At 56.7% G+C, this 26,303-nt stretch carries 21 protein-coding genes and 1 pseudogene; 7 read left to right on the plus strand and 15 right to left on the minus strand.

The genetic code is table 11. The features are described from left to right. Positions 1-167 precede the first annotated feature (167 nt). The 4 genes and pseudogenes from AC5ZFO_RS36200 to AC5ZFO_RS36215 form a co-directional block, all read right to left on the minus strand. A complete protein-coding gene (locus tag AC5ZFO_RS36200) occupies positions 168-2,636 on the minus strand; it encodes an AAA family ATPase (RefSeq protein ID WP_496123283.1) in 2,469 nt (822 codons plus the stop codon). A 361-nt stretch (positions 2,637-2,997) separates the two neighbouring features. After that, positions 2,998-3,369 (minus strand): annotated as a pseudogene (locus tag AC5ZFO_RS36205) (IS30 family transposase); the annotation flags it as partial. Positions 3,370-3,378: 9 nt separating this feature from the next. Further along, the gene (locus tag AC5ZFO_RS36210; protein ID WP_496123284.1) at positions 3,379-5,700 is read right to left on the minus strand and encodes an ATP-binding protein; all 2,322 of its coding nucleotides are present in this window, start codon (positions 5,698-5,700) and stop codon (positions 3,379-3,381) included. Then, the gene (locus AC5ZFO_RS36215; RefSeq protein ID WP_496123285.1) at positions 5,697-7,136 is read right to left on the minus strand and encodes a metallophosphoesterase family protein; all 1,440 of its coding nucleotides are present in this window, start codon (positions 7,134-7,136) and stop codon (positions 5,697-5,699) included. Before AC5ZFO_RS36215 ends, AC5ZFO_RS36210 begins: the two co-directional genes overlap by 4 nt. A 537-nt stretch (positions 7,137-7,673) precedes the next feature. Between AC5ZFO_RS36215 and dgt the strand changes: the two genes are divergently transcribed. After that, positions 7,674-9,125: a dGTP triphosphohydrolase gene (gene dgt / locus AC5ZFO_RS36220; protein ID WP_496123286.1), complete on the plus strand. Its 1,452-nt coding sequence runs from the start codon at positions 7,674-7,676 to the stop codon at positions 9,123-9,125. 16 nt (positions 9,126-9,141) lie between these two features. After that, complete coding sequence (locus AC5ZFO_RS36225; protein ID WP_496123287.1) at positions 9,142-9,903, plus strand: hypothetical protein; 762 nt, start codon at positions 9,142-9,144, stop codon at positions 9,901-9,903. Positions 9,904-9,990: 87 nt separating this feature from the next. Here the strand turns inward: AC5ZFO_RS36225 and AC5ZFO_RS36230 are convergent, their stop codons facing one another. The 7 genes from AC5ZFO_RS36230 to AC5ZFO_RS36260 form a co-directional block, all read right to left on the minus strand. Next, positions 9,991-10,500, minus strand: a complete 510-nt coding sequence (locus AC5ZFO_RS36230; RefSeq protein WP_496123288.1) for a hypothetical protein — start codon at positions 10,498-10,500, stop codon at positions 9,991-9,993. Next, the gene (locus tag AC5ZFO_RS36235) at positions 10,497-11,900 is read right to left on the minus strand and encodes a B12-binding domain-containing radical SAM protein (RefSeq protein WP_496123289.1); all 1,404 of its coding nucleotides are present in this window, start codon (positions 11,898-11,900) and stop codon (positions 10,497-10,499) included. Before AC5ZFO_RS36235 ends, AC5ZFO_RS36230 begins: the two co-directional genes overlap by 4 nt. Then, positions 11,897-12,592, minus strand: a complete 696-nt coding sequence (locus AC5ZFO_RS36240) for a hypothetical protein (protein WP_496123290.1) — start codon at positions 12,590-12,592, stop codon at positions 11,897-11,899. Before AC5ZFO_RS36240 ends, AC5ZFO_RS36235 begins: the two co-directional genes overlap by 4 nt. Before the next feature lie 956 nt (positions 12,593-13,548). Then, positions 13,549-14,727 (minus strand): hypothetical protein, encoded by a 1,179-nt coding sequence (locus AC5ZFO_RS36245; protein WP_496123291.1) that lies wholly within the window; start codon positions 14,725-14,727, stop codon positions 13,549-13,551. Further along, positions 14,724-15,407, minus strand: a complete 684-nt coding sequence (locus AC5ZFO_RS36250) for a Rossmann-fold NAD(P)-binding domain-containing protein (RefSeq protein ID WP_496123292.1) — start codon at positions 15,405-15,407, stop codon at positions 14,724-14,726. The genes AC5ZFO_RS36245 and AC5ZFO_RS36250 overlap by 4 nt, the downstream gene beginning before the upstream one ends. Before the next feature lie 173 nt (positions 15,408-15,580). Beyond that, on the minus strand, positions 15,581-16,192 hold the full coding sequence (locus AC5ZFO_RS36255) for a DUF2272 domain-containing protein (protein ID WP_496123293.1): 612 nt from the start codon (positions 16,190-16,192) through the stop codon (positions 15,581-15,583). A gap of 2 nt (positions 16,193-16,194) precedes the next feature. Beyond that, a complete protein-coding gene (locus AC5ZFO_RS36260) occupies positions 16,195-17,070 on the minus strand; it encodes a hypothetical protein (RefSeq protein WP_496123294.1) in 876 nt (291 codons plus the stop codon). A 485-nt stretch (positions 17,071-17,555) separates the two neighbouring features. Here AC5ZFO_RS36260 and AC5ZFO_RS36265 point away from each other — a divergent pair, with 485 nt between their 5' ends. Next, positions 17,556-18,545, plus strand: a complete 990-nt coding sequence (locus AC5ZFO_RS36265) for a DUF3616 domain-containing protein (protein WP_496123295.1) — start codon at positions 17,556-17,558, stop codon at positions 18,543-18,545. On the opposite strand, the gene AC5ZFO_RS36270 is transcribed toward AC5ZFO_RS36265, so the two are convergent. Further along, a complete protein-coding gene (locus AC5ZFO_RS36270) occupies positions 18,514-18,723 on the minus strand; it encodes a hypothetical protein (RefSeq protein WP_129590955.1) in 210 nt (69 codons plus the stop codon). The two genes, AC5ZFO_RS36265 and AC5ZFO_RS36270, sit on opposite strands and share 32 nt — an antisense overlap. 260 nt (positions 18,724-18,983) lie before the next feature. Here AC5ZFO_RS36270 and AC5ZFO_RS36275 point away from each other — a divergent pair, with 260 nt between their 5' ends. Continuing rightward, positions 18,984-20,765, plus strand: coding sequence for a hypothetical protein (locus tag AC5ZFO_RS36275; RefSeq protein WP_496123296.1), 1,782 nt, complete (start codon positions 18,984-18,986; stop codon positions 20,763-20,765). A gap of 9 nt (positions 20,766-20,774) precedes the next feature. Further along, entirely contained in the window at positions 20,775-21,284 is a 510-nt protein-coding gene (locus AC5ZFO_RS36280) for a nucleoside 2-deoxyribosyltransferase (protein ID WP_496123297.1), read from the plus strand. 5 nt (positions 21,285-21,289) lie between these two features. On the opposite strand, the gene AC5ZFO_RS36285 is transcribed toward AC5ZFO_RS36280, so the two are convergent. From AC5ZFO_RS36285 to AC5ZFO_RS36295, 3 genes are read right to left on the minus strand one after another with little or no spacing between them, the layout of a single operon-like run. Next, positions 21,290-21,838 carry a pentapeptide repeat-containing protein gene (locus AC5ZFO_RS36285; RefSeq protein ID WP_496123298.1) on the minus strand — a complete coding sequence of 183 codons (549 nt, stop codon included), beginning with the start codon at positions 21,836-21,838 and terminating at the stop codon, positions 21,290-21,292. Then, entirely contained in the window at positions 21,835-22,443 is a 609-nt protein-coding gene (locus AC5ZFO_RS36290; RefSeq protein ID WP_496123299.1) for a hypothetical protein, read from the minus strand. Before AC5ZFO_RS36290 ends, AC5ZFO_RS36285 begins: the two co-directional genes overlap by 4 nt. Continuing rightward, positions 22,440-23,786, minus strand: coding sequence for a T6SS phospholipase effector Tle1-like catalytic domain-containing protein (locus tag AC5ZFO_RS36295; RefSeq protein ID WP_496123300.1), 1,347 nt, complete (start codon positions 23,784-23,786; stop codon positions 22,440-22,442). The genes AC5ZFO_RS36290 and AC5ZFO_RS36295 overlap by 4 nt, the downstream gene beginning before the upstream one ends. Positions 23,787-24,630: 844 nt before the next feature. On the opposite strand from AC5ZFO_RS36295, the gene AC5ZFO_RS36300 reads away from it, so the two are divergent. Both AC5ZFO_RS36300 and AC5ZFO_RS36305 read left to right on the plus strand, forming a co-directional pair. Further along, the gene (locus AC5ZFO_RS36300) at positions 24,631-25,446 is read left to right on the plus strand and encodes an alpha/beta fold hydrolase (protein ID WP_496123301.1); all 816 of its coding nucleotides are present in this window, start codon (positions 24,631-24,633) and stop codon (positions 25,444-25,446) included. A gap of 24 nt (positions 25,447-25,470) precedes the next feature. Further along, positions 25,471-26,178 carry a helix-turn-helix transcriptional regulator gene (locus AC5ZFO_RS36305; RefSeq protein ID WP_496123302.1) on the plus strand — a complete coding sequence of 236 codons (708 nt, stop codon included), beginning with the start codon at positions 25,471-25,473 and terminating at the stop codon, positions 26,176-26,178. Positions 26,179-26,303: the final 125 nt, after the last annotated feature.

Here is a 26,303-nt window from a genome sequence, read left to right on the forward strand (position 1 = left end):
CTAACAGCGTCCGACATGCAACGGGACGGGACGCTGCGCTGTGTCGAGGGCTCCGCGCCCCGTCCCGTTGCATCACCAAGCCACACAGGCTCAAATGACCAAAGGATTCCGCCCATCGCTGGATGACCTTTGGGGCTCAGGTCACGCTCAACTGACCTAAATACCCACTACGAATAGGTTCTCCTGCGACTCCCTTTCTTTATGAATTTCTCAACGGAGTCAAAATTTCCTTGTTGTGCGGCGAACACTTGAGGCAGGTCCAGATAGCGAGCCGAAAAATTGGCATCATGCCAGCACCGAATAAGATAGGAGCGGAATGTAGTCGCCCTTGAGAATCGATCCTTGATTTCAAAGGACCCGGCAGTTTTAAAAATAGTTGACCGCGCGTCCTCATCAAGGATCGGTGTGTCAATCGAAGTCGCATCCAAGAAAGAGAAAGACCCGATCCAAAATCGGATGTGGTAAAGACCTATTGATGTCGCCCTGAAAGGAAATTGATCTGGGGCCTCCCCCTCAGCCACCTTTAGTTCGCGATAGTGACCATGGGGTGTTTCAATCAGCCTCTTTTCAGCGAGGCGCCGTAATGCTTGTCGTGTCTGGTCCTGGTTGAACCCAAGACGATGCATTTCGTCGACCGCATCTGAGGCAGATGCAAACCCATCATTATTGCGGTTGCCCGCCGGAGACGCCAGATAGCCGATTACAAGCGAACAAAGAAAGTGCTCGCGCACATCCGCCGTACTTAAGTCGAAAATGTTGCATGCGACCAACGACGAAAGCTGATTGTAGTGAGCATACTCCCCAAGAAGGGCATGCTTGGTGAACTCATGCAGTGGTACGTTGTACCCGCGGGTTGTGGCTTGAATGTCGACAATTTTGCGACTTTCAACGTTGGGGCTCCCACAAAAGCTAGTAATCAATTCAATCACTAGGCGGGTGTTGCCGCCAGTAATATTACTAAGAAAGGTCCGGATCTCTGGATTTGACCTGATGGAACGCAGCGTCGCCTTCAAGAAATAAACAATGCTTGTAATGTTGAGCCTAACCCCCTCCAGCGCTCCCGGCGCAGCATGGCCCTCAGCCACCCGTACAGCGAACGTGATCCGTTTCCGCAACACTTCATCGGCAGGCGGAGGCGATATAGTGAGCAATCTGTTTTGATAACCAGAGAGAGCACCGGTCAGTTTGGACTGATAGAACGTGCTCGGGCGGAGAGCAACAAAGACGAGCATGCTTCTAGACGACGCCAACTCTTGAGCGATTAAGAAAGCTTCTTGCTGAGTCTCAAAGCTGCGTTGATCCGCATTGTCGATAACCAGCAGAATTTGCTTCTGGTCCTTTGTTGCCAAATGCTCCAGCGACGCCTTTAGGTGTTGGTCACGCTGCTTAGCCTTCTCAACGAGAAACCCTACGATGGCTTTCTCGTACTCCATCGGGCTAACCGCTTTGAGCCTCCCCTGTGGGCTTTTGTCGAATTCCTTGATCTCCGACTTATAAAGCTCAGTTATGAATTCGTTTGAGTCGATATCAATTCCATACGTCGCCCGAAGCGTCGCCGGAACGTTCTGGAGTATAAAGCTTCGAACATTTTCGGAAAGCGTGGCTTTCTCTCCGAGATTTATATGTAGGAACAGCGTCTCCCTTTTGTCTTCGTTGCTAAGTTTTGCATGAAGGTTCTCAAAGAAGGATGTTTTCCCAACACCTACGTCTCCGATGACTACGATGGGCCGAAGCCCAATAGCCTTCACGGCAACTTTCTTGTCGATTTTTAGCGCACCTTCCTCGATCGAGGTGCTGAACGAGGCTGGCGCACTTCCAGTATCTCCCACGCGCTTGTATCGAGCAGCAATTATGCTCTTGCTAAGGAGCAAATTCCGGTTATTTGCCTCTAGGGGAACGTAACATTCGCTGTAGAAATCGTCCTTGTATTCAGGGTCCTCTTCGACAGTGTCGAGCAACAGTTCCGCCAGTGTCCGAAGGTTCTCCTGAAACTCGTTGCGGTAGCGATAGGCCATTGGTTCGGCGATGGCCGTGTATGCCTTAGGGGGAATGCGGGGGTTGCGAAGGTGCGCGAGTTGCTGAAGCGCCCTATTCTCGAAGATACCTTCTGGAGACAATAACTTCCAGAGCAGGGGGAAGTTGTCTACATATGCGGCGAAGCCGTTGAAGACGTACGCCTCTCCATCGAGAGGGGACTGTCCGGGGATGTGGCTCTGGAAAAATATGAGCTGCGGCCCGTTGCAAACAATTGCGATTTGCGCGCCGTGCAAATTGCAATACGAGAGGACCTGCAATACCGCAGCTTCGAGTGCCTTACATCCCTCCACAAGAGGGCGCAGCTTCCGGACGACAGTCGTGCCCGGCGCCGGAAGAAAATCGAAAGTAACGGCTTCCCGCTTTGCTTCAAGTGCAGCCCTAACAGGTTTGCCAAGCAGATAGTCCGCCTTTCCGCCGGCGTCGTCACGGCGCTCGACCTCGATAAACGGATGCTCCCATCCCAAGCAATCGAGAAGAAGCCGGTCTACGAACTGGAAACGATTCTGGGCTTCATTCCAATGAGGGCTAACATCTGGAAAACTCGACAGGATTTCTTTGAGATTCCTCCTGCCGTCGGTCATTTCGAATTTTGCGTGCACTAATCTTTTCCCGGGGCTGAACGCGCAATGGTTGCATCAAAGCCGCCGCTACAACGATTCGCAAGCTAGTCGAATGCTACTCGCGTCTTCTTGTGCAAAAGGTGAGGGATAACGCCCTGACTTTATGGCATATTTCTAGCAGGGGTCTTGCTGCTCGAAAGCCACGAGCACCGCGATTTGCGAGCGTACTGATTAAGTGCCGCCATATTCAGATCGTGAAGCACAGCCTCGCGCCACGAGACGTCTTTTGCGACGCACACTTAGCCAGGTAGTTGTTCGCAGAACGTCCGCGCTAGCCGCGCCGAATTGTAAGTTGTTGCCTCCTTTTCCGAACAAAAGCTCTCGGCAAACCAACCGATGCGGAAACTTCCGAGTCCTTCGGGAAGTACTGCCGCAACAAACCTTTGGTGTTCTCGTTAGTGCCGCGCTGCCAAGGGCTTTGCGGGTCGCAGAAGTGGACCTGGATAGCCGCATCGAGCTTGAGACGATCGTGCTGAGCCATTTCGGCTCCCTGATCCCAGGTTAGCGAGCGGCGCTGCTCTTCGGGCAAAGTTATGATGGTGCGCGTGATTGCGTCGCGCACGGCTTCGGCCCCATGTCCCGCGAGGGCGGGCCCGTTCTTCGCGCGCGGAGCTTCGCCATGCCCCGCCAACCGTGGAAGGTGCAAGAGCATCGTGAATCGCGTCGTGCGCTCGACCAGCGTGCCGATTGCCGAGCTTCCAAGACCGAGGATACCCGTTCGTTAGGGTATCGTGTCAAACCTGACATAGAACTCTTTGGCACCGTCTGTAATGCGAAACGCAGATTCAAGTTCTTTCGGCACAGGAACAAACATTCTGTCCTGAGTTATGATGGTCGTCGTCCGAAACATCGATCCGCCGGTTGTTGAACTCTCCAATGGTTGTTTCAACTCGATATCGTAGTAAAGACTCAGCTCTCCGGCTGAATCCGTGAAAATATAAACGACTCGATGACTGCCCCAAATCAGCTTGGTTGTGTGGGGATAACGAAGAAACTCCCCTTCGATCTTCGTCGCACGCTCAGATAACGCCAGGAACATTTGAAAGTTATTCAGCTTCTCGTATGCCTGAGAAACCGTAAGCACTTTCTTATCGGTCAAGAGCTCAGTGCGAAGAATCGGCGGCGCCGCTTCCAGTTTGTTCTCTGCAGGAGCCTCGGGGTCCGCCTGCGGCGCATCGATAATCCCTGGAATTTCGTTTTCAACACTACCGACCTGATCTCGCCGGACTTCCTGGCGCTGCGTGGACGCGCGGCCGCCCGAGGATCTAAGCACTTGATCTAGGTCGGTCTTGCCTGACAAATAGTCAGCAAGCAGACTCTCGACTTTTCCAAACTCACTCACTTCATACCGGAACAGCTCTTTATTTTCCTTCAGGCGTTTATAAAGAGCATCTCTCCCTTGGCGTGTGGATGAGGGGACATGGTCTCGGATCTGCGGGTACAAGTGCTCTCGCGCGAAGTCCTTCACAAATCCATCGAACACGTCCTTCGCTGTCTTGTAGCACTCAACAACCATCTTAACCGCGGGCATGTCTTCGTTGATCGCGATCTCGAGCGGTCCGTCATTCTTCTTTTCTATGTGAAAGGCAACGCCGTGACTAATCTTTGCAAAAGCCGCATCGACATCAGGCATTAGGTACTCATCCAGCAGGACCCCGCGAAGTCGCACGAGGAACATCGCCTCTTCAAACCCCAATTTGTACGATGGGATTTTTTCAACGATCGTTTTCTCTGGAACCTCTTCGATCTTCAAAATTTCTCGGACGTATCGTTGTTGCAGATTTCTGCGGGGATTGTTTTGGCTTATCTGCAGTAGATTAGCCTGCTCCGTTCCGAACTTTTTCAGAATGGTTGCATCTCTACCGGCGTAAAACAGTTTGGGCTTGCCAGGCTCGAACAACGGTACGCTTTGCAGCTCCAAATCATCTCCTGAGGGTAGAACGCCGATGCTTACGCGGCTCGCGAGGTTGATGAGGCCGTGGTTTAGAATATACTGCTGAAAGTTTTGATTTTGATCTGCTGCGTCGGTTAGTGCTAACTCGTTTGATACTTCCGCTTCGAGCAATAATACTATGTGTGCAACTTGTTCGATGCTCTCTCGGCTCAGGGCTTCACGTCCGGCAGTAGGGTGCAGAACATTCAGGTTGACGAAACCGCCAAAATTGTAATTACCAGAGACTGGAATCGGCGCGAGGCCGAAGTGATTGCGATAGCCCTGCGTCTGGCCGCCGTCCTGGGCAAGAAAGACTTCGCCGGTAAGTTCAGCTCCATTAAGCGAAATGTTTTTTAGTCTCGCAATTACCCGACTTTGCTGATTGAGCAGAACCTGCATTTCACCTGCGACATCGCCACGCTGCACTCGTCGCGGGGCCAGCGACTTGAATCCCGCGGCTCTGCCATCGATAGCACTTTCGAAGCTCTGCTGGCTAATATTCTGTCCGTTGACTAGAACAGAAACGGGAAGAAAGCGCACGTAAGGTATGAGATACTCCCGGACCGACTCCTCACTGATCTGCGCCGACGCATCGAGCTCGGCAACGATAATCGTACCGGGCTCGCGTTCGTCTTTCACTCGCTCAAGGTCAATGCAGTCCTGGGCAATTCGAAGCTCTTCCCTTCTGGCAGAACTGATTAATGTGAATTCCGATCCTAAGTGGCGTGTCTCGACGCGGAGCGCAGTACAAACTCCGAAATTAGCCATGGCGCCGATGCCGAACGTTCCAATGACGCCTGAACGCTGAGCAAGCTCTGAACGTTTGCCGCTCGACCCTGCCTTCCAAAAGTTATTTCTCAGTACGTCGTCCGACATGCCGATGCCTTCATCGCGAACTGTCAGCCGGGCAGGTTCAACAGTGATCTCAATTTTTCGGTCGGCCAGGGGGGATGATTCTGCCGTGCACCGCATAAGGGTGGCGTCGTACGCGTTCTGAACGTTCTCTCGTAGAAACGCCTTCGGAGAGTCATAAATCTCGGATGCTAAAATTTGCAGGATTCGGCTCGTCTCCACATCAAAGGAGATGCGTTCTTTTACTTCTGCGTTCATTTCAGCCTCGCTTGATACTTCGCCTGCAGCTCGTCAACCGACCGATCCGATAGCGCTTTGATATCCGGATCAGCCAACAAGCGCCGAAGTTCTGGGCGGTCTGTTTCCCAAAGTGCATCCATGAGCGCTATCGCCTCGGCTGCGCTCTGTGGCGAATTGAACTGTTTGGCAATTGCTTCAGAATTCTTGGTTGTAACTAAGCAATCAAGTAGCAGGCGGCGAGCTAGCGGCTCCCTCTTTGCGATAGGCAAAAGGATGGCGGCCGCTTCTTCGGGATTCTTGTTCCTGATAAGAACCTCCGCCTCGTTAAGCTGCTGCGTCAGGCGCAAACTTGCGTCGGCGGCTTGCGGAGGCGGATCGAAGGTAAACTCGATAATCATTCGGTCGGAAGTGATGGCGCGGCGGCACCAAATTGGGGTTTCGCCTGCACCGTTCAGAGCCTCCCTTACATGCAAAGATCCTCTCCGATTGGCGGTGTCGAGTTCGATCAGGTTGTAGGCGCGGCCGTGGGCAAATGAAGCGCTGCCGCAAAGCGTTCCGGCGCTGAAAACCGTCAGGCGTCGGTCCGCCCCGTACTCGAACCTCGTGTCCATATACTGAGGGCGGTGTTGGTGACCGTGAAGACCGATTGAGAACCCGCAATCGATCAAGTTCTGCAGTACGGCAGATGGCATATAGTCAGTCTGGCTGGGCGCACCTTCGGTGTTGTGATGCCAGACTGCCAGCCTCAGTCGGTCGGCATACCGGGGCTGTCGCAATTCCTTGTCTATTTTCGCTATGGCACTCGGATGTATTGAGCCCTGCGTGTTGTAGATATCGTTGTTGTAGCAGCTGGAGAGTCCGACGATCGTCAGATCGAACTCCGGGTAGTCAAAGATATCTGACTGTTTTGCCGGATCGAGTGAGTAAGACCGGCGGCCCTCGTAAAACGCTTCGTAAAACTTAGCGAATGCCTCAAGCCGCGCGTCATACCTGGCCTCATCCCGAATGCGGTGTAGAGTTAGGTCATGCCATGACCAGCGCATGCGCGAGCCCGCTTTGAACAGTTGTCCGACAAGGTCTTTTTTTCGGTCCGGCAGTATCGGAACAGCTTCAAGGCTGTCTACGACGGCACATGCATCGACGTCGTGGTTGCCCGGAATAATGACGACTTTGCTGCGATCGCCACCCAGAAAACGCTGAGTCAAATCCGACAGGAATTCAGTAGCCTCTTCATATTGCGCCGCTAGCAGCTTCTCAGCGTCGGCAGTACCTGGCCAAACACCCTGCACCACGTCGCCGCTTACAATAATGAGATCTGGTGGACGAATGGCTGGGTCATCGACCTGGGTGTACCGGTCGCGATCGCGGTCAAGGGACGTCAATAGGACGTCGTTCCGGATCGGGTTTGCGGGGTCACGATGAAGGTCTGAAATCTGAAGAATACTGACTTTCACTGAGACGGTCCCGACTGCAATTAGGGCTTGTTAAAATGTCAGATTACACGGTTCTGTACCCAGCTTCTACTGCATGGAGGGCTGGGATCCGCCGTTTCGCGCGCCGCTGTGCCACAACCGCACCACCGAAAGCTTAATTCAGAGAACGGTTCGTGCGGGACTGCCCAGACACTCAGGTATTGCGGCGCGTCGGTAGGAACTGAAGCTGCTGAGGGAGTCACTGATTTGGTTGATGGAGCGGGTGAAGGGTTCGCCTCGTATTCAGCTTGGAAGGCTTTCGGCGGCTGAATACTCTCAAAGGCCATTCGGACAACGACGCAAGGGACGCGGTGGGGCGGGCGGCCCTTGTGGAAGTCGGTAAGAGCCGCGAATCGACGCTCTTCCGAGCTAGTTCCAACCCTCTGATATTATACGACTTTTGTTGTTCCACGTAGATTTCGCCGATCTTGACGGTCCGATGGCCAACTGGATGCTTGAATGGAATCGGCTTTTCCATCAAAGGATTAGAATAAGGTCTTTAAGTTTTCAGGAATGGCAATGAGTGCCGCATCGGCCAAACTCAACTGGGCGAAGCTGCTGAATGGCGATCGACGGAGAAAGTCATCGGCCGATAAGCCGGTGGAGCACCGGGTCGCGTTCGAGCGCGACTACGATCGACTTCTGTTTTCGACACCGGTCCGGCGACTCGCTGACAAAACGCAGGTGTTTCCACTCGAGCGGAACGACAGCGTGCGAACCCGGCTCACGCATAGCCACGAAGTCGCCAATCTTGCTCGCAGCATCGGGACGACCGTTGCCTCCGCTCCCTACGCAGAGAAGCTTGGGTTGGCCAACTTTCCCGATCTGCACCGCATCATTCCGTCAATCCTCGCATCTGTTGGCCTTGCCCATGACTTGGGCAACCCGCCCTTTGGGCATCAGGGCGAATACGCCATCCAATCCTGGATGTTGCGCAATTCGGTGAGCAAAGCGACGGACAAGTCGAGCTTCGCCATCTTCGATGACGTGCCTGAATTGACGGATGCTCACCGCAACGATTTTCTGAAGTTCGAGGGCAACGCCCAGGCGCTACGATTGCTCACGAGGCTGCAGATCATCAGCGACGACTTCGGACTGAACATTACATACGGCACTCTTGCAGCGCTGATGAAATATCCGGTGCCTTCGGATCGAACGGACAAAGCCATTCAGGCGCGGAAGAAATTCAATTTCTTCCAATCCGAGGCCGCCATCGTCGAGGAGATATGGGAGGCCACTGGTCTCATGCAGGGAGTGAGGCATCCCCTCACGCTTATTATGGAAGCCTGCGATGACATCGCGTACTCAGTCATCGACCTGGAAGACGCCGCCAAGAAAAACCTCATTTCCATACATGATCTCCTTGCCTCGCTAACGTACAGCAAGGATGGTAGTCATACGCTGGACCCGAGGATCAAGGCGATCTGCGACAAGTCCAAGGAACGCGAGAACGAATACCGTCAATTCGATCTGTCGGCGCCAGAATTGTCCGACATTTGCATGCAGATGCTGCGTGTCCAGGCGATAGGCCTCATGGTGAACGACGTCATCGACGCGTTCGTGGACAATCAGGACGCAATCCTGTCCGGCGCCTTCAATGGCGAGCTTCTCGCAGTTTCGAAGTCCATTGGTCTATGGAAAGCTCTCAAAGCGTTTGCGAAAAAGCACGTCTACTCGCATCGAAGCGTCATTGAGGTGGAGCTCGAGGGGCACCGCACGATTCACGCCCTGATGGACGATATCTGGGAAGCCATCACCAATCGGGGGAGCTCGGACTTCACAAAAACCAAGGATGCGCCGCCCTTCAGCGCCTACGTTTTCTCGAGGATATCTGAGAACTATCGCCGAGCGGCACAGAGGTCCACCATGCCGATGCGCTACCGCGAATTGCAACTCATGACCGATATGATTTCTGGAATGACAGACTCTTTCGCTGTCAACTTGTGCCGTGAACTGCGCGACCTACGTTAGTTTCGCAGAGCTGATGATGGAATCACTCGTTACCAGCGCCGACGCACTCAAGGGCCGCGTCGATGACTTCCTAGCCTCGGACGAACGAGGTATGGAGGCGCGCGCCCTGATCGAGCGATTGAGCACTATCGGTCCGGTCGCCATATTCGGCGGGATGCTCCGCGACATTGCTCGATATGGTGGCGAGTCTTTCGCATCCGACGTCGATTTGGTTGTCGACGGACCATCTGAAGCTCTAGCCACGATCTTCAACACCAGATCGGCAAAGCGAAACCGATTTGGCGGGTACCGCGTATACGGCCGACATACACATTTCGATATTTGGTCGCTGCAGGACACTTGGGCCATCAAACAAGGGCTCGTCTCCGCCTCCTCGCTTGCAGATCTGACCAAAACGACATTCTTCGACTGGGACGCCGCCGTCTATTTGCCGCGCTCCGGCCAGCTCCACTGCCCCGACGACTATATCGAACGGCTTCGTAGCGGCATCGTGACCATCAACTTGAAGCCCAACCCCAACCCCCTCGGGGCGGTTGCACGAACTTTGCGTTTGCTGCTTGATTGGCAAGTTGGGCTGTCGGAAGAACTGACCGAATATTTGTGGCAGAACTTGTCGACCACCGATCGCAACCAGGTGGTGACCGCACAGAAGGTAACGATAGGCCGTGTGCCGTTGCGGCGACGAAGTATCAAGCGCTTGGAAACTGAACTAGCGAACAGGGACTTTTTCGAGCGCGTGTTCAGGCGCGACCGTGACAAACGACAGGCTGTTTTCTAGCTCGGGTCACAACGCGATTTCCGCTGCGATCTTGAACCTGGCGGCCCACTCGTCGCCGGACGGAGATCTACTGCGGCGTTCCCAGTCTCAGGCGCTCGCCAGCGCAACGGCTTTTGGACTTATTGCCGTATCGACCGCCAAGTGAATGCAGTCCCGCAAACGTCGCACATAGTCCGTTCGCTCGTGGATGGGTCTTCTCATCATGAATGAGGGGTGCTCGAGCCGCACGACCGTCGGCCCCGCACGATCACCAGCTTTGAGGCGTGCGCTCTGAACCTTCTGAAGAGCCTCGCCCACGATCGCGCTGAGCCCGATCACGACGTCAGACGCTGCTAGCTTCCACAAGGCATGCCCTTCCAGTTCCTCGATGAGCTCACCGCAACTGGGGTAGCGCTCCCGGCCCTCCTTGTCGAAGAGCGCGCGAGGTATCACGTTGTCGAAGCGTATGGAAACGTCGCTAGATGCTGCCGTCGCGTCGATTGCGTTTCGCAGGAACTTGCCCGAGCGAGAATTGGGAGAGAAGGCGGGAAACGGCTTGGACGTCGCCGGATCGAATTTGCGGCATGGTCCCAAGAACAAGATCGTCGCCCGCTTCATCGCAATCGCTGCTCCCGCATGATCATCGCCAAATCGCCGCGAATGATGTCGACTGGCACCTCACCAAACTGCAGACCGGTCGAAAAGTTGAACTCATCCCGATCCGGCGGACAGTCTGCATCATCCATCCGGTCCGAGTAGTCCAACATGGCCTCCGGCAAGTGACCAGCATCAACCAGCCGCTGCCAATCCGGTGTCCCCGGATAAGGCCGGTATTCGAAGACACTGCAGCGGAAACGCCCCGGCATTCCGTCCGTCAGGTCCCAAAGCCGCCTGATCAGCGTCAGGGTCTCCTGATGCTCGTCGCGCGTCTCAGTAGGCAGCCCAAGGATGAAATAACCCTTAACGTCGATCCCGACCCGGCAAAGCCTTGTCACCGCGCGCATGACCTGAGCCACGGTGATCTTCTTGTCCACAAAGGCCAAAACTCGGTCACTTCCGCTCTCGATGCCCAGGGCAACCTCTCGGCAGCCCGCCGCAAGCATTAGATCGAGGAGGTCGTCCCGCGCCGCCGCCAACACGTTGATCCGCCCGGTCGCGTCCCAACGCATGTCCAGACGAGCATCGACAAAGGCACTCAGCGTCGTTCGCATCAGCCTCTGGTTGGCAAGAAATAGGTCGTCGACAAATCTGACCCTCTGCACCCCGAGCCGGGTCCCGAGATCCAGGGCCTCTGCCATGATGCTATCCGGCTTACGCATGCGGATGGTGATGTCTGGATTGCTGCTGACGGCGGCACCGCAAAACGAGCAGTCGAAGGGACACCCGCGCGATGCCACCATCGCCGACTCCAGAACTCCCCCGTCAGAATAGGGATCATGATCCAGGTGGCTTCTGTCCAGGAGCGGCATCGCGTCGAGATCGGGTGCCAGTAGAAGCGGGTCTTTGGCACGCACAAACGGCATCACCGCAGTCTGTCCTTCGCGCCAAAACACTCCCGGCAGTTCACCGCGCGATCTCTTATCACCGAGCAAACGAGGGACACGCGTTTCCGCTTCTCCGAGGACGAGCGCATCGATACGCGGGATCCGGAAATCTTCGAGTATGGAGCGCGGGAGTGCCTTGGCTTGATGTCCACCCAGCATTACCGATATCGCGGGATCGAGCTGCTGCAGGAGGCGGACACTATGCACATAGGTCGGCGCCAGCAGGTTTAATCCCACCCACCGTGGACCGACGCGGTTGAGCAAGGCAGCGACCTGGGAGAGACCGAGACCCCGGGCTTCGGCATCCAGGACGCGGACCGCAAAGCCGCTCTGATTGGCACAGGTCGCGATATAAGCCAGTCCGAGCGTCGGCAGCGTGAAATTGTTGCGCCGAGGCTCCTGGTCATAGTCTTTGAGCGGTGAGTTCACCAGGACGAGGTCCACGCCGCTCTCGATCGCCCGCTCCTCCTTCACGAACCGTTCCTCTGGACCATCGCAGCGATTTCGGCGGCAAGTTGCCGCGACAACGTCATCGCGTCGAGCGTAGCATCCACGACCCGCACGTCGTGGCCATGTGTCCGCAGGAACGCCGCGGCCTCGTCGTACAATTCGATTTCCTCACCCGTGCCGATCCGGTCCTTGAACCAGTCCGATTTTCGCGGTCGACTGCGACGTCTTTCCTCCAGTGCCTCCGACCCAAGACGCAAGACGAACGTTGTCGATCCCTTCAAAAACGGCCGGTTCACGTCGTAGAGATAGTCGATGGGCACACCGGCAAACCGCTGGTAGACGAGGGTCGAAACGACGAACCGATCACAAAGCTGGAGCTGGCGCGCGCCCTCCCTCAACTCGGCGCGAGCTGCAGCAGCTGCAAGGGCCAAGGTGAACGGTCGGTCGCCCGCACCGGCCAGATCCCGGATCACAGCGCTCCAGCGGCCGCTGTCGTTGTTGCTACACCTGTCGAACGCAACATCCGCTCGGATCAGGTCCTCCGAGATCAGATCAAGTAGCCTGGACTTTCCTATTCCGCTCGGCCCCTCGAGGGCGACGATCGGAAAACTGGCCACGCCCCCATTGGAATCGTGTGAAAACATCGATTGAAATATCCGCCATGTCTTCGAGGGCCCTGTCGAGGGGGCCCCTCTGTCCTGACGCCAGGTGCGCAATCCCTGGATGAAATCGAGTCATGATGCCGACTTTCCCGCGATTCGGAAACTACGACTTTTCGTCTATTCGCATGATCCGGCGGGGTCGCAGGACCGGTATCTGTCTTCGCCAAGAGAGCTCTACGCGGCAATCATGACGGTCAATCCGATACAGGATCCGAGGTTATGAGTTCCATCGCCCGGTCCCGAATAATGCCGGATCCTGCAAACGCAAAGCTTCTTCCGACACCTTTCGAAGCATTCCCCCTTTCGAGGGCGGCGGCCGTTCATAGGGAAGTTCGTGCAGCGACAATCGCGACGTTGTCCGAATCAAGTCGTGGCCCGTTGCTGCATATCGACGACGTGCCATCCGCTCTGGCCCGCAGCTGCCGCTGTGTCGGCTGTGAAAGACCGATGGTTACGAAGAAGGGCGCGCTCCCGGCTCATCATTTCGCTCATCATTCGGCGCACGACGGCAGCTCCTGTTCATCAGACGGAGAGACTGCCCTGCATAAGTTTGCAAGAAGGTTCTCGATCAAGGGCTGGAAATCGCGCTTGCCGAACAGCATGTGTCGGCAGACGACGACCGAGAACTGGTTGTCCCCGCAATGACACTCGGCTTTGACAGGGCGACGCTCAGATCAAGGAGCGGCCCGATTGTACCGACGTGGTGCTGGAGTTATTCGACGGCAGGCTCCCTGTCGAGTTCAAGGCGACACATTCCTGCGACGACACAAAGATTGCCTACATTCGCGCGATGAATGTCGGCGCTATCGAAATCGCTCTGTCTCAATATCCCGATATCGCGATCGCCCCCTGGAAGAGATCGGTGACAACATTCTCTACCACGCTCCGCGAATTCCCGCCTCGTCGAAGAGAACGGCCGGCCGGGATCCTCCACTCGAAACCTCGGACCGTCGGCAAGGGCAACCGAAATCATCGCCCTGGCTTCGCCTTGGTCGACCTACATTAGCGGCTTATTGCGCGGTCTTGGCCCCGGCATCGGACGACGGGAGACTGCCCAGCTTCAATGTCAGTCCAGCGTAGATTTCGTCGTTCTTCTCAAGCGTTCGCAGTGACGTTCCCTTGGTGTATTTCACGGTCAGCGAGAGGTCCGCCGTATCCGTCTCCTGAACGGGATTACGCCACTTCAACAGCTTGGCGGAGCCGCCCACTTGAGCATAGTCCACGTTCTGTGCGCCTCGATGAAGAGAGTCGTACAAGAAGTAGTATTTTGCGAAGAGACTGTAGGGCTCGAGGGGACCGCTTTGAAAGAAAAGCCTTGAGCTGATCTCGGTGCCCGTCCAGAGATAGTCGCGTCCCTGCACTAGATTGGCGAAGTCTCCGCTGGCTCCCACGTGCGAGAAATTGGCGTTCAGCGTGGGCACGAATTCCACCCACATGTCGAGACGCTGATTGATTCTTCGGGTCGTCCCTATTCCGGAGTTCAGCAATACCGGCTGCCAGGTCATTTCCGCGCCGTAAACCTGCGCCTTGCCGCTGGAAACGTCCGACGTGAAGCTCCCGTTCATCTTGAAGTACGACGCATCGAACCAAGGCGTCCTTACCAAGTACTCACTTCCGAACAGGGCCGACGCCGATCCGCCGAAAGCATTCACGCTCTTCTTAGACTTGATGTCCCACTCCAAGCCGGGCACTAGGCTATAGTGAGCCAATCTGATCTGATTTGGATCGACGGTCGTCGGAGCGATCCACTGATCCATTGCGTAAAACAGCGCGCCCTTTCCGGCGATCACGTGGGTCTTTGCCACCTCGTCTCCGGTGTAGGTCAAGGAGGCGCCGTTGTCGCTCAAATCGTTTTGTTCGGAGATGAACGTCTGGTTGGAATAGGCGTCCCTCAAGAGCAGGACGCCATGAGGACGCGTGTCGAAGGAAGGCGGAACTACCGGCTTCAGATCGTCTCTAACTGCAACAATCGTGCGCATCGGGGCAACCGGCGCAGGATTCCTTTGCGCGCGCGCACCGGCGCTCTTGCGAGCCGCGATGTCGCGCTTAAGTCGCGCCCAATCGACCTCTCCAGAAGGCAATCGGTATTTGGCGATGATTTCGTCGATCGCTTCCGAGGGTTGCTCGGAAGCGGCCAAAGCCGGCGTCAGCCCGGCCAGCATGACGATGGCGAGCCAGGCGGACCTCATACCATGACTCCACGCGACCGCGGATGAAGTGATTCGACCAAGGATACGACCTGTCGCACCGTATTGGCTGGCTTGATGTCGTTCGGCCCCTCAAGGAGCCGGTCGAACGCCAGACCCAGATTGTTGAAGAAGTACAAATTGATTGCGGCCTCGAGCGCAATGCAGTCGGGCTCAGTGAAGTTGAGATCCGAGAGCTTCTTGCCGTCCTCGATCTCCTCGACGTTGTAGCCCTTGCTGTTCGCGATCACCGTCTTTACGCCGGTAGCGACGATCGGAGATGACTTCAACACGGCCGAGACGGTCTGCACGCTCGCGCTCAGCTTTTCAGCCGAAACGTTGGAAGCCGTGCGGGTGTCGGGCAGACTTTTCTTCAGAAACGCCTCTATGAAGTCAGCGCCCGCATATCCGGCCGCGACGATACCCAGAAGGAACGACGCGCTGATCGAGTCCGGCTGTGTACCTAACGCCGCAAGTACGCCGGCGGTGAAGCCTATGGCGAGGGACGTGAGGAAAGTCGGGGTATCGAAGACCGTACCGAAGCTCACGTTCAAGGCGGCTGCCTGGTCGTTCGTCTTCTTCGCGCCACCGGCAGCACGTATGAATTGGCCGGTTACGCCCATCAGTCCGGAAAGCGAAACATAGACAATCCAGTCCGTCGGAGTGCTGAGCGCGATAGCCATTTACGTTCCCCCATGATGCCGCGGCCGTCATGCCGGCCAGCGAACGCAATTCCCTTCGGAGTCAGCACGGCCTTGAAGTTTGGTCCCTCGGCGGAGCTACCTGCTCGGCGCTCATTCGAACGAGCGTCTGCAATCACGCCCATCCCGCAGGCGACCGATCTAGCCGACGCCCGTCAAAGCTCGTTTCTGACTACCGCCAGCCAGCTATGACGGGGATCCCGGATCTTGCCGTTCACGACCTTGTACGTCGTCTTGGTCACGGAATCCGACACGTTGCCGCCAATGACGTCCACCTCTCCGTCCCGTAGTTCGACGACGATGTCCGCGTGAGAGCAGAACCATGTGCCCCGCTTGAGCGCTTGGATAGCAGCGTCGAAGTTACCCGGCGCGAGCGGACACTCCGAACCGCCTCTTGCCGCCCAGATGAGATCGCCCAACGCGAGTGCGTTGTTGACCGGATTCAGCAGTTCGAGATTGGGGTAGGTCTTCGGTTTCGAAATGATTGCTTCGCAGTAGCCCCAATGCGCCGCATTGTAGGGAAAACCAGCACCCGCATCCGCACCGTGAAAACAAAATGAAATGAATGCCGCCGACCACGGATACGGCGATTTTCCGTTTCTCGTCGGCTCCCCGACTGCCGCCCAATAGTCGTTCACGTACTGCACGTACGGTGTTTGCGTCTCATGGCCGCCAATCGATTTTGGTCCGTGAATAGGAGCAGCCGAAAAGCCCCAACGCTTCCATTCGCTCGCTGCCGTCGCCAAAAGGGCGGGTTCAATGGGCATGATCACACGAAGTCCGCGTTGCGTCGATTCCACCTCTTGTCTGAAAGCAAGTCGCCTTTCGCAGCGATCTCCGTTCTCAAGGTATTGCAGCGCTCCGGATAGGCGATGCTGCCGATCGAAAGCAGGTTGGCCAGCGGGCGCGACGACCCCAGTGCCGACTGCATGGCCGCGATCTTTCCGCGGCCCTGGTGCCTGATGTCGCAAATCGCCAAGCAAATGTCGGCGGTCCGTCCGTCCAATCCCAATCTCGCGTCGGAGTCGGCCATCAGTCGCTTGAATGTTCCGACCATATGGAGGACTTGCAGCTCCCTCGCCTGCTGCACGTTTGTCGTCCAATGAATGAGCTTCGCCGCGGAAATGACTTCCGAGTCCTCAACTGCCGTAGTCGAAGGATTGAGGTAGTCCATCAACGGTGCGGTCGATGTCGCCGTCTCCATCGCGATCGCGCTTCCTCCCGAGACCTTGACGATCCTGCCGTCCTTCAGCGTCAAATCTGGGAAGTAGTTATCGTTCTCGGGGCGACTAATCATATCTCGGAAGAACTCGACGAAATCCCCGTCCGGTACGTGGGCTCCGAATTGCCCGAAGCCCCAGGTGAACCTCGCTCGGTCGTAGGTGTTCAGCGTGAGAAAGTTTCCGCCCTCGCACTTCGAGGTGGGCTCAATGAAATCGGCCCAAAACTGATACATTCCTCTGTAATCCGTGGCCTTGTAGACAAGCTTCGGAAGCTCCCGGCGCGGCGTATTGTATAAGCCTTCGAAATCCTCGCCCGACGATTTGTCGCGATAGCTGGTTTGACAGCCCAGGAAGAACGGCGCTGCGCCGTCGGCGCTGGAATTGAATATGCGGCCGCTGCGTTCGATAGAGAAATGTATCATGTCGACTGCCCGAATGATCGAGTGGCCCTGATAATGATCAATCGCGTAGTCTCTTGGCTCCTAGGAACCTTACTAGGTCGGCCTACTTGTGGAGGAGAGCTGGCCGGCCGAGCCGGCCCTGGGGTCTTCACTAGCTACGGCGACGATCCCTGCCGAGTTAGGGTGGGAGCTTGGCGAAGTGCAACTGCCATTGGCGCCGTGCTTTCGGTCCATGCGCGACGAGGCCAGAGTCCATTAAAACGAATCTCGACATCGAGGATCGCCCCATGAGATCGATTGCTCTGCCAGTAGTGTGTGCTCTGTCGAGTTGCTTTCTGCTTCCTGTCGCGTCGACGTTCAGAGCCAACGCCACAGAGGTGCGTCCGCTGTCGGGGCCATGGAGCGGAGGCAAGTTTACCTTTGCTTCGCGCGAGAATAAAACACGCAGATCTCTGAGCGGGATTGCGTGTCCCGGCATCGGCGGGACCGGCGGTGGAAAATGTCTCGTGGTGTTCGACGAAGGAACCATGGCCCACTTCGTCGATCTTTCGTCGACCGGGTACGCAGTAGACAACACACCGGTCCAGTTGCGATCGACCGACGATGAGCTCGACGCCGAAGGCGCTGCCGTCGACGAGAAATATTACTACGTTACGGCATCTCATTCGGCCAAGAGAAGCTCATGCGAAAGCAACGAGGCAAGTCGCCACGTCGTCAGGTTCGCATATGATCCGGCCAGCGGTCTTGCCAAGCGGGACAATGATGGTGGTTTAGTCGACTATCTCGACAAGGACAGCCTTTGGGCTCTCATGGCATCGCAACCCGATCTCAAAGACTATGTCGGCGAGCGCAAGTGTCTGGGCACCGAACCGGCCGAGGATGCGCCGGAAATGAAAGGACAGCGCGGCGTGAACATCGAAGGCCTCGCGGCCAGCGATGGCCTCCTCCATTTCGGCTTCAGGGGGCCGGCCATCGACGGAAGCGCCCCGATCCTGTCGCTGAATGCGAAAGCTTTATTCGAAACGTCAGGTCCGGATGGCGCAGTCACCTTCCTAAAGATTGGCAAGGGCCGCGGTGTCAGAGATCTCGCGGCAATCAAGGGCGGCATTTTGGTCCTTGCTGGGCCTGACGACGATAAGGCGAACAAGGATGTGCGATGGACAGTCGGCGTCTGGGACGGAGTTCCGAGCCGGACTCCCGATTACAAGGAGCTCGCGACTTTAGTAGTCGATGGCGTCGAGCTCCGGGACTGCGATAAGGAATTGAAGCTTGAGGCCGTGGCGGTGGTCGAGGATTTGCCTACTGGCTTAACGCTAGTGGCAATGTCGGACGGCATGCGGCGGGCCCCTCAAGTTCGAGATCCCGCGCCCTTAGCGTTGGCCTCGAACACAAGCAAAAGGCCGCGCAAGCGGCGCGGCCTCCTCAAGCATAAGAGCAATCGTCGACCCGCGCGCTGCACAGCCGTCAGCGGACCTTTGCGCCCACAGACCCGTTGATCAACGTCATATCGTTGTCGGACTTGATGTTCTCGGTCATACGATCGGTGAGCTGCTGCAGGATGGCCGGACCACGTTCGCCATAGACCTCGCGGAAACGCGCGACGACCGTCTCTTCGGCGGAATCCGCCATCCGCCGGCTCGCTTCCTGATAAGCCTTGTCAGCAATAATGGTCACATCAAATACCTATTCCGTTTAGGGACCCCGGCCCGGGGTCTAGGGTCTAATCTACCTAATTATGGTGTCTCTGCATTGCAGCGTACCAGCTATGCACGATTTGGCAGTTTGAGTCGATGGCCGCGTTCGAGGCGGCCCCCTAGGGGAGTCACGGGTTGAACTCTTTCTCAGATTGCCACTAAAAGTTTTAACGCGCTGTAAATACAACAATTTTTCCGTACCTTCGTTCCGGCGGCGCCGCGGACAACCACGAAGAAGTTATGCCCACGAATAATCCTTTGCTCGTTTCGGACGTGATTTCCAGGGTTTTCCCCGATGGTACAAACGAGGAGGGAAACGGAGCTCCTGCTTTCCCGCCCGATCTTTTCGCGGTAACATCATACCTTTTAAAGGTTGGCAGCGTCTACCACAACATCATCCCGCGGGGTGATCCGACGTTCTGGAAAAGCCCGTGCGTCTGTTTGACGGAAGATCAGCTCGAAGCTTGGCGCACGGTAGGTCGCAGGTGGTCCGTGGAGTTTCCGCGAATTCCTGTCGAGGTCACGGAGCTATGGAGCGCGTTGGTCGAGCAGGGCAAGTCGCTCGTTTTCGAGGCATCCACTCTGCCGACACCTCCGAAATGGTGGGAGATCTGTTACGGCCTGATGGTCATTGCCGACGAAGCCAGCGCGGATGCCGGCTACGTCCATGTCGAAGGGAAGGAAAGCAATAATCATTTCGCGGTCACCGTCGACTTCATCCTCCGTCGCGCGGCAGACGCCGTCACCCCAAGCGATCGGCATCGTCGCATCGACGCGCACATCGCCAGCATCTGCACCAGGGCGGACCGCGACGTCGTTTGCGTCCAACCGAAATCACATACGCCGGAAGTCGGCTGCACACCGCGCGCATTGGCGCACAACCTGGCACTTCTGCCCCCACGCGGGGAGATGAGGGTCCATTGGCAACGCCCCCCGTGCCGCCCACTGCCCGAAGCTCAAGTGGACCTAAAGCTCCTGCTGATTCCGTATCCTTACGAAATCCCCGACGAGGCATTTCGGGCAGAGCCGGTATCGACCCCAGCGGAGGTCGCCAACAAGACCCGTGCCAAGCCGTGGGGCTGGTTCTCGCTCGACCAAACGTGGCTTCGGAACGATCCGGCAAAAATGGTCCAATACGTCGAAGCTCTCATAGCGCAAGCGAAGAAAAAGACCACGCACATCCACGCGGTCATGTTTCCCGAATACGCATTGAACTGGGCCTGCTATGAGGCGATCGCAAATCATCTGCGCGACTTCCACCCCGACGTGGAATTTCTACTGGCCGGGTCGAGCGAGAACTGCGCGGGTATCAAAGGAAATTTTTCGCTGTCGTCCCACTTCTTCGACGAGAAAGGCCCGGACGGCGAGCAAGTGCGCCTCGCCGCCACGACCAGCAGCGGCAAGCACCATCGCTGGCGTCTCGATCGTCATCAATTGAACCGCTACGCTCTCTCAGAACGCCTCAATCCCAACTACATGTGGTGGGAAAAGATGGCGATCACCCAGCGCGACATATACGTGAAGGTTATCAGAAGCGCGTCCGTATTCACGACACTGATCTGCGAAGATCTCGCCCGAAGCGACCCCTGTCACGAAGTCCTGCGCTCGATCGGGTCCAATCTCGTGTTCGTTCTGCTCATGGACGGTCCGCAACTCATCGCACGTTGGCCAGGTCGATATGCGACGGCGCTTTCCGACGATCCCGGGTGTTCGGTCCTCACGTTCACGTCCCGAGCGCTCATCAAGCGGTCTAACGAAACCGAGAAGGCCAAGGATAAGAAATTTGTCGAGTCGTGGTCGGTCGGACTTTGGAAGGACGCCGAAGGAAGTGCCAAGGCTATTCCGTGCGCGACGGGCTCGCACGCGGTCGTCATCGCCATTCACGGAACTCCGCATTTCGAGGCCGCGCTCGACGGCCGGCAGAATGCAGATGCGGTCCGATGGAAAATGACGGGAGACCCGTTGCAGGTGAAGCTAGCGGCCAAAGACGCGAACAAACTACTGAAATCGATCAAAACCTGAGAGTTAGCCATGGCTGATCGCGACAAGAGCCCCAAGGTCTACCTCGCCGGACCAACAGTATTCCTGCCCAACGCCCTCCCCGCCGGAAGATATCTGGTCGAGGTGTGCAGAAAACTTGGGCTGAATGGTTGCTATCCCATCGATCCCCCCGCTCCCAATACGGTGTCGGCGCGCGAAATCTTCGAACACAACGTGGGCCTTTTGCGAAGATGCGACCTGATGGTCGCGGACCTTTCGCCCTTCAGAGGGCCGCATGCCGACGACGGCACGTCCTTCGAAGTCGGGATGGCCTACGCTCTCGGTCTGCCGATATTCGCGTACACGACCGATGTGCGTCCTCTTTCCGAGCGCATACCCGCCTCTCGCGACGAACTCGGCACGATGCGCGACGCAAGCGGCCTGGAAGTAGAGAGCTTCGGCAACTTTCAGAACCTGATGCTTTCCGAGAGCATCGTGTCGGTGCATGATCGACCGGAGGATGCGATCCTCGCGGCCGCGCGACATTTCCGCCTAGCATAGGCCTATTAGCGGCAGAGTTCGATTCCGCCGGCCCGCTGAACCCGGGCTGCCATCCTCGACGGAAGGCTCGGCGCGATCGATGACCACGTATTCGTCGGGTCGGCATCTCGTACGCAAGCGGATCTAATCTGCTCGACCGTCAGGTTGTTCGCCTTCGAGAAATCGGCGCGGGCGATGTTGGCACCCCATAAGCCCGCACTGTTCATATCCGAGTCGCCAAATGTCACCCCGCTCAAGTCGGCCTTCTCGAAGTTCGCTCCGACAAGCCGAGAAGCTCCGCTGAAAGACGCGCCTGCCAAGTTCGCGCCTTCCATGCCAGCTCCATCCAATTGCACGCGCTGGAACTTTGCGTTCGAGAAATTGGCCCTTAAACGCGCCAACTTCTCCGCTGCGACCTCATGATGCAAGGACCACGCCCCCAGTGCACTGTATTCGGACCAGTTCGTATTGTGAACGACTCCCGCCTCGACACCTCTCATGTCGGAGTCGGAGATCGTCGTTTCCCCGGCACTGATCCGAAGCATCTTGGCGCCAGGAATGAACAACCAGCTCAAGCCGCGCGTGCCCCAGGCATCCGCATTCGCAAGGCACGTTCCATCGAGGTCGTATTGCCTCCGAAGGTGATCATCCGCCCCCGTTCCAGGAATAGACGGGTGGTGGCGCTGACCGCGGCATCTTGCGCGAAAGCAGCGTCTTTGTAGGCGTCACGCTTCGGAGCGCCCGCATTCAGGCCGCATACTGCTCGTGACCGAGCGCTGATGAACTGGGCCATCGCGGAATAGGTCGAGGCCCTGTAGAGAGGATCGGCTTCGGCGATGCGGGCCAAGACGTTGAAGCTACCAATGGTTACCCACGTGTTGTCTGGTGCTTCTTTCAATTGCGAGAAGGCTTTTGCGAATTGATCGGCCGTGGCCAGATCGGTCTTTTGCCTGTAGTCGAGACTGTAATTCACCGAACTCTGCATGAACGTGGCGACGAACGCGAGCCCAGCTACCACTTGAGCCATGGTCGATCTGATCGCATTTCTGGTGGTCGCGACCCGTAGAATCTCGTCGTACTTAGCCGAACTAGAATTCGGTATGATCACCCGCGGCGCGAATACAATCGCGGAAAAACCCGAAGCGGCGAAGATCAGGACGAACACTTCAATTGTCGTCATTTGAGTACTTCCTTCTCGCCGTCGGTGGAGATTCTCAGATGGCTGTCCAGAAGGATCGCGTCCACACTGATGGGCGAGAGCGGTTCGCCATCCCACCCCACGATGCCAATCTCGGGATTCGGCTGCCCGTATCCGCGCTTGATTACCTCGAGTACCGCCTGGAGATTTTGCGCGGTGTACCCGAGTTGGGGTACGCAAAAGGCTCGCATCAGTACCGAGACGTGAATGCGTTCCTCGATCGGCTCGGCGTGCCTATCCCGGCTGACGTTGACCACTTGGGGGATGCGGCGACTTGTTGCAGCTACCCGATAGTTCGAGATGGATCTGAATGCGTACGGGAAAAGACGGAACAGCAACGTACGGGAATCGTGCAGCTGGCAACTGGCTCGGGATCGCACTTCGTCAGCATCCAAGCCCTTCCAGGCGGTTTGATCAATCGGGAAGTCCGGGTAGTAGTGGCGAATTCGTTTGATCATCCAATCGAGCGAGAGGTCGTCCAACGCGTGTTCGCGCTGCCCCTCGGTGTCTTCGTTGACGTACCCCCCGCCAATGTCCGAGTGAGCACCGGCGAACCAAACCTGCTCGGTTTTCGTTTCGAAGTTCTTGAATTTACTCTTTCTCCACAAGGAGGCCTCAAAGGCCTCCCGATGCTCGTCGATGGCCAATGCGTGAAGATTGACATCGGTGATCGAGGAGAGCTCCACATCGTGAAATTCGTAGGTATCGCGGTTCGCAACTCTGAAAACGCTCGCCGGGATGCCAAGTGCTCCCACGGTATCGTAGACACCGAGAAGAGCCACACGGAGTGTCGACCTGTCGTGTATGTGGGGAAGTAACGAGCTCCATACACCGGGAAGACGCTCGTTCAGCGGACACCGATAGAAATCCCAAGCCTCCTGTTCGAGGTCGGCCGTACAGGTTTCGCGCCTTAAGAGGCCGGCAGCATGGATGTACCCTACCAGCGACCTCGCGGTATAAGCTCCCCGGGAGAAGCCGAAGATGAATATCTGGTCACCGGGCTCGTAGTGGAAGGACAAGAATTTATATGCCCGGCGGATGTTGCCATCCAACCCTAAACCAAAAGCGCCCCCGAAAAAGCGATCCAGGAAAGCCCCGGTGCCTACTCCTCGTTCATAAAAGATGATGTTCTTCTTGTTCTTGGTCGTGATCGGTTCGACCCTAGTCTCGGGACTGCTGCCTGGGACGGCTTCCCCCTTCGACGAGCCCTTGGCTCTCAAGGTCCGCGAGATCGCTTCGCGCATGCGAACGATGTTCGTGTCGTAAACTCCGAAGTCCGAGTCGTTCCAAGTACCGTCGAGCAAAAGAATGATGCGCTTTGTCATGGATGGCCATCGGCGTTGAATATCCAAGGCGGAGTTTCCCCGGATTCCGATCGAGAACATTGCCGAGAATTTTTGGTCCGGTAGACTAGGAACGTCCCTAGTCGGCTCAGAATTCACGCTCCAGATGAATACGCCTTGAGGTTTTCTCGGATCAACTTCAGCCAAATGTCGATTGCGCACAGAGCAGCAAAGAAAAATTGCGCGGAAGACGCGACGGCAAGGAGCAACTTAACCTTGGTCACAGTGCGCATTTCGATTGAACGTTCTAAAAACATCCCGAGGTGACCGCGACAGAACTATCGCGATCAGGCAATCTTCGGTGAGGCACCATGTATCCGGCCGGCAGCGCATAGAATAGCCACCAGGGCGCGCCGGTGCCCTTGGCCAGTTCATAAGATCCAGCAGCGAGAAATATACCGAGGCAAAGAAGGAAACCGACATCGAGCGGTAGGACCACGCGAACATACCCCTTCGCGGCCGAAGCGTTTCGCTCAAGCCAGAGCTCAAGGCTCGCTGCAGACGGCGGGGTGCCGTCCGGGGGTATGGTGTCACCCCGCTCCAGAAACCTGGCGCCCACGGCAGACCCGAACCTGAGTGCGCGATCGGGAATGGCGACGCTCAGTGCGAAGGCGACGCCAGCCAAAACCAAAGGAAACATGCCGGGTCCACGCCGAACCGTGATGGTTCATTACTTCCCGATATGTCCCCGGTAGCTCCAAATTCCGCGGATGTGAACTAGGGACGTCCCCAGCGTCTTTCGTCGACTCGAAGAGGCACGCTTTCTGCACATTGTTACCGCACGATTCGGCAAGCGGGCGCCATTCAGAATATGACATCCTCACCCTTGCAGAACCTGGTCGTCCAAGGCATGAACATCGCGTTCACGCGATCCGAGAAGGGCCGGGGGACGGTCCTCCTCATTCACGGCAACTCCTCCTGCAAGGAGGTCTTCGCGGAGCAACTCCCCTACTTATCTCGAAAGGGGTTCGGAGTAGTCGCAGTCGATTTGCCCGGGCATGGAGCGTCGGACGATGCCGCCGATCCTCGCACGACCTACAGCTTTCCCGGTTATGCGAAGGTACTCGATCTGCTCATGACGTCTCTCGGGACCTCGCAATATCACGTCGTGGGTTGGTCGTTGGGAGGCCATATCGGCATTGAGATGTGGGCCAACTTCACAAGCGTCCGTTCGCTGCTTGTCACCGGCACCCCGCCGGTAAGGCTCAGCGCGCTCGGGGCGTCGGAGGGATTTCTGTCCTCTCCCGACATGGATTTGGCCGGCAAGGAAGCGTTTTCGGCGGAGGATTGCCGGCGTTACGCGACGGCGATGCTCGACGGCACGCCGGAAGAGACTTCCGTCCTATGGCGAACGGTCGCGAGGACAGACGGCCTCGCGAGACGCTTCATGATGGAGAACGGCCTTGCCGGGCTTGGCACGGACGAGGTCGACGCCGTCGCGACATGTCCCAAACCGCTGGCGATCGTGCAGGGGAAAACGGATCCGTTCGTCAACCGCGATCACTTAAGCCGCTTGACGTACAATAACTTATGGTTGAATGATCCCATTTTGATTGACGGAGGGCATGCTCCCCATTTGAGATGCGCTGCAGTATTTAATAGCCACTTGGGGGACTTCCTCGACATCGCCGACGCACATTAGCCAGGCAAGCAAGCTGGGGGCAGCATGATTGCAAGCATTGAGAATTTCATTAGTTCATCTCGGTCTGCGGAAACGGCCGGAGCTTTGAAGGACATCTACCTCCAAGCTGTCGAGGCGGAAGGCTACCAGAACGCAGTCTATGCCAAAACCCGCAATCGTTCGGTGGTGGATATTCCGTGGCTGAAGTTTCCCGCGGGATACGCTGAGACGTATGTTTCCAATCGATGGGACGAGCTGGACCCCGTCGTCCATTTCGTACCGTCCGCGCGAAGGCCCTTCACGTGGAGCGAAGCCTGTGGCAGCCAAAAGATTTCGGGCGCTCAGAGAACATTCATCGAGAACTGCCGAGATATGGGCGTCCACTCAGGAGTCACGATTCCTCTTCATGGGCCGGGTGGGGAAGTGCATCTAATCAGCCTCAGCATGCGGGACGAAAGGCGCGAAGCTCTCAACATTCTGCCCAAGCTTTTGGGACTTACGTATCAGTACAGATTCAGGTTGAGTGAGTTGGAATGCGACGAAATCCTTCCTCCGAATGATTTGACTTTGAAGGAAGTCGAGTGCCTCCGATGGTGCAAGGAAGGCAAGACCAATTGGGAGATCGGAGAAATCCTTCACATCTCGGAAAAGACGGTCGAGTTTCACGTTTCGAATACGATACGCAAGCTCGGGGTGAGCAATAGAATCACCGCGGTGGTGAAAGGCATTCAGTGCCGCCTTATCTCCATTTGAAACGTTAAGCCGCACGGCTGATCGCACACACGGCGTCGATCGCGTTCTCAAGTCGATTCAAGCCTTCGGTGAGCAACGTTATCTCAATGTTCAATGGAGCCATTATCTTCGCTACCTCATCGTGA

Source organism: Bradyrhizobium sp. Unk1 (genome assembly GCF_059512345.1).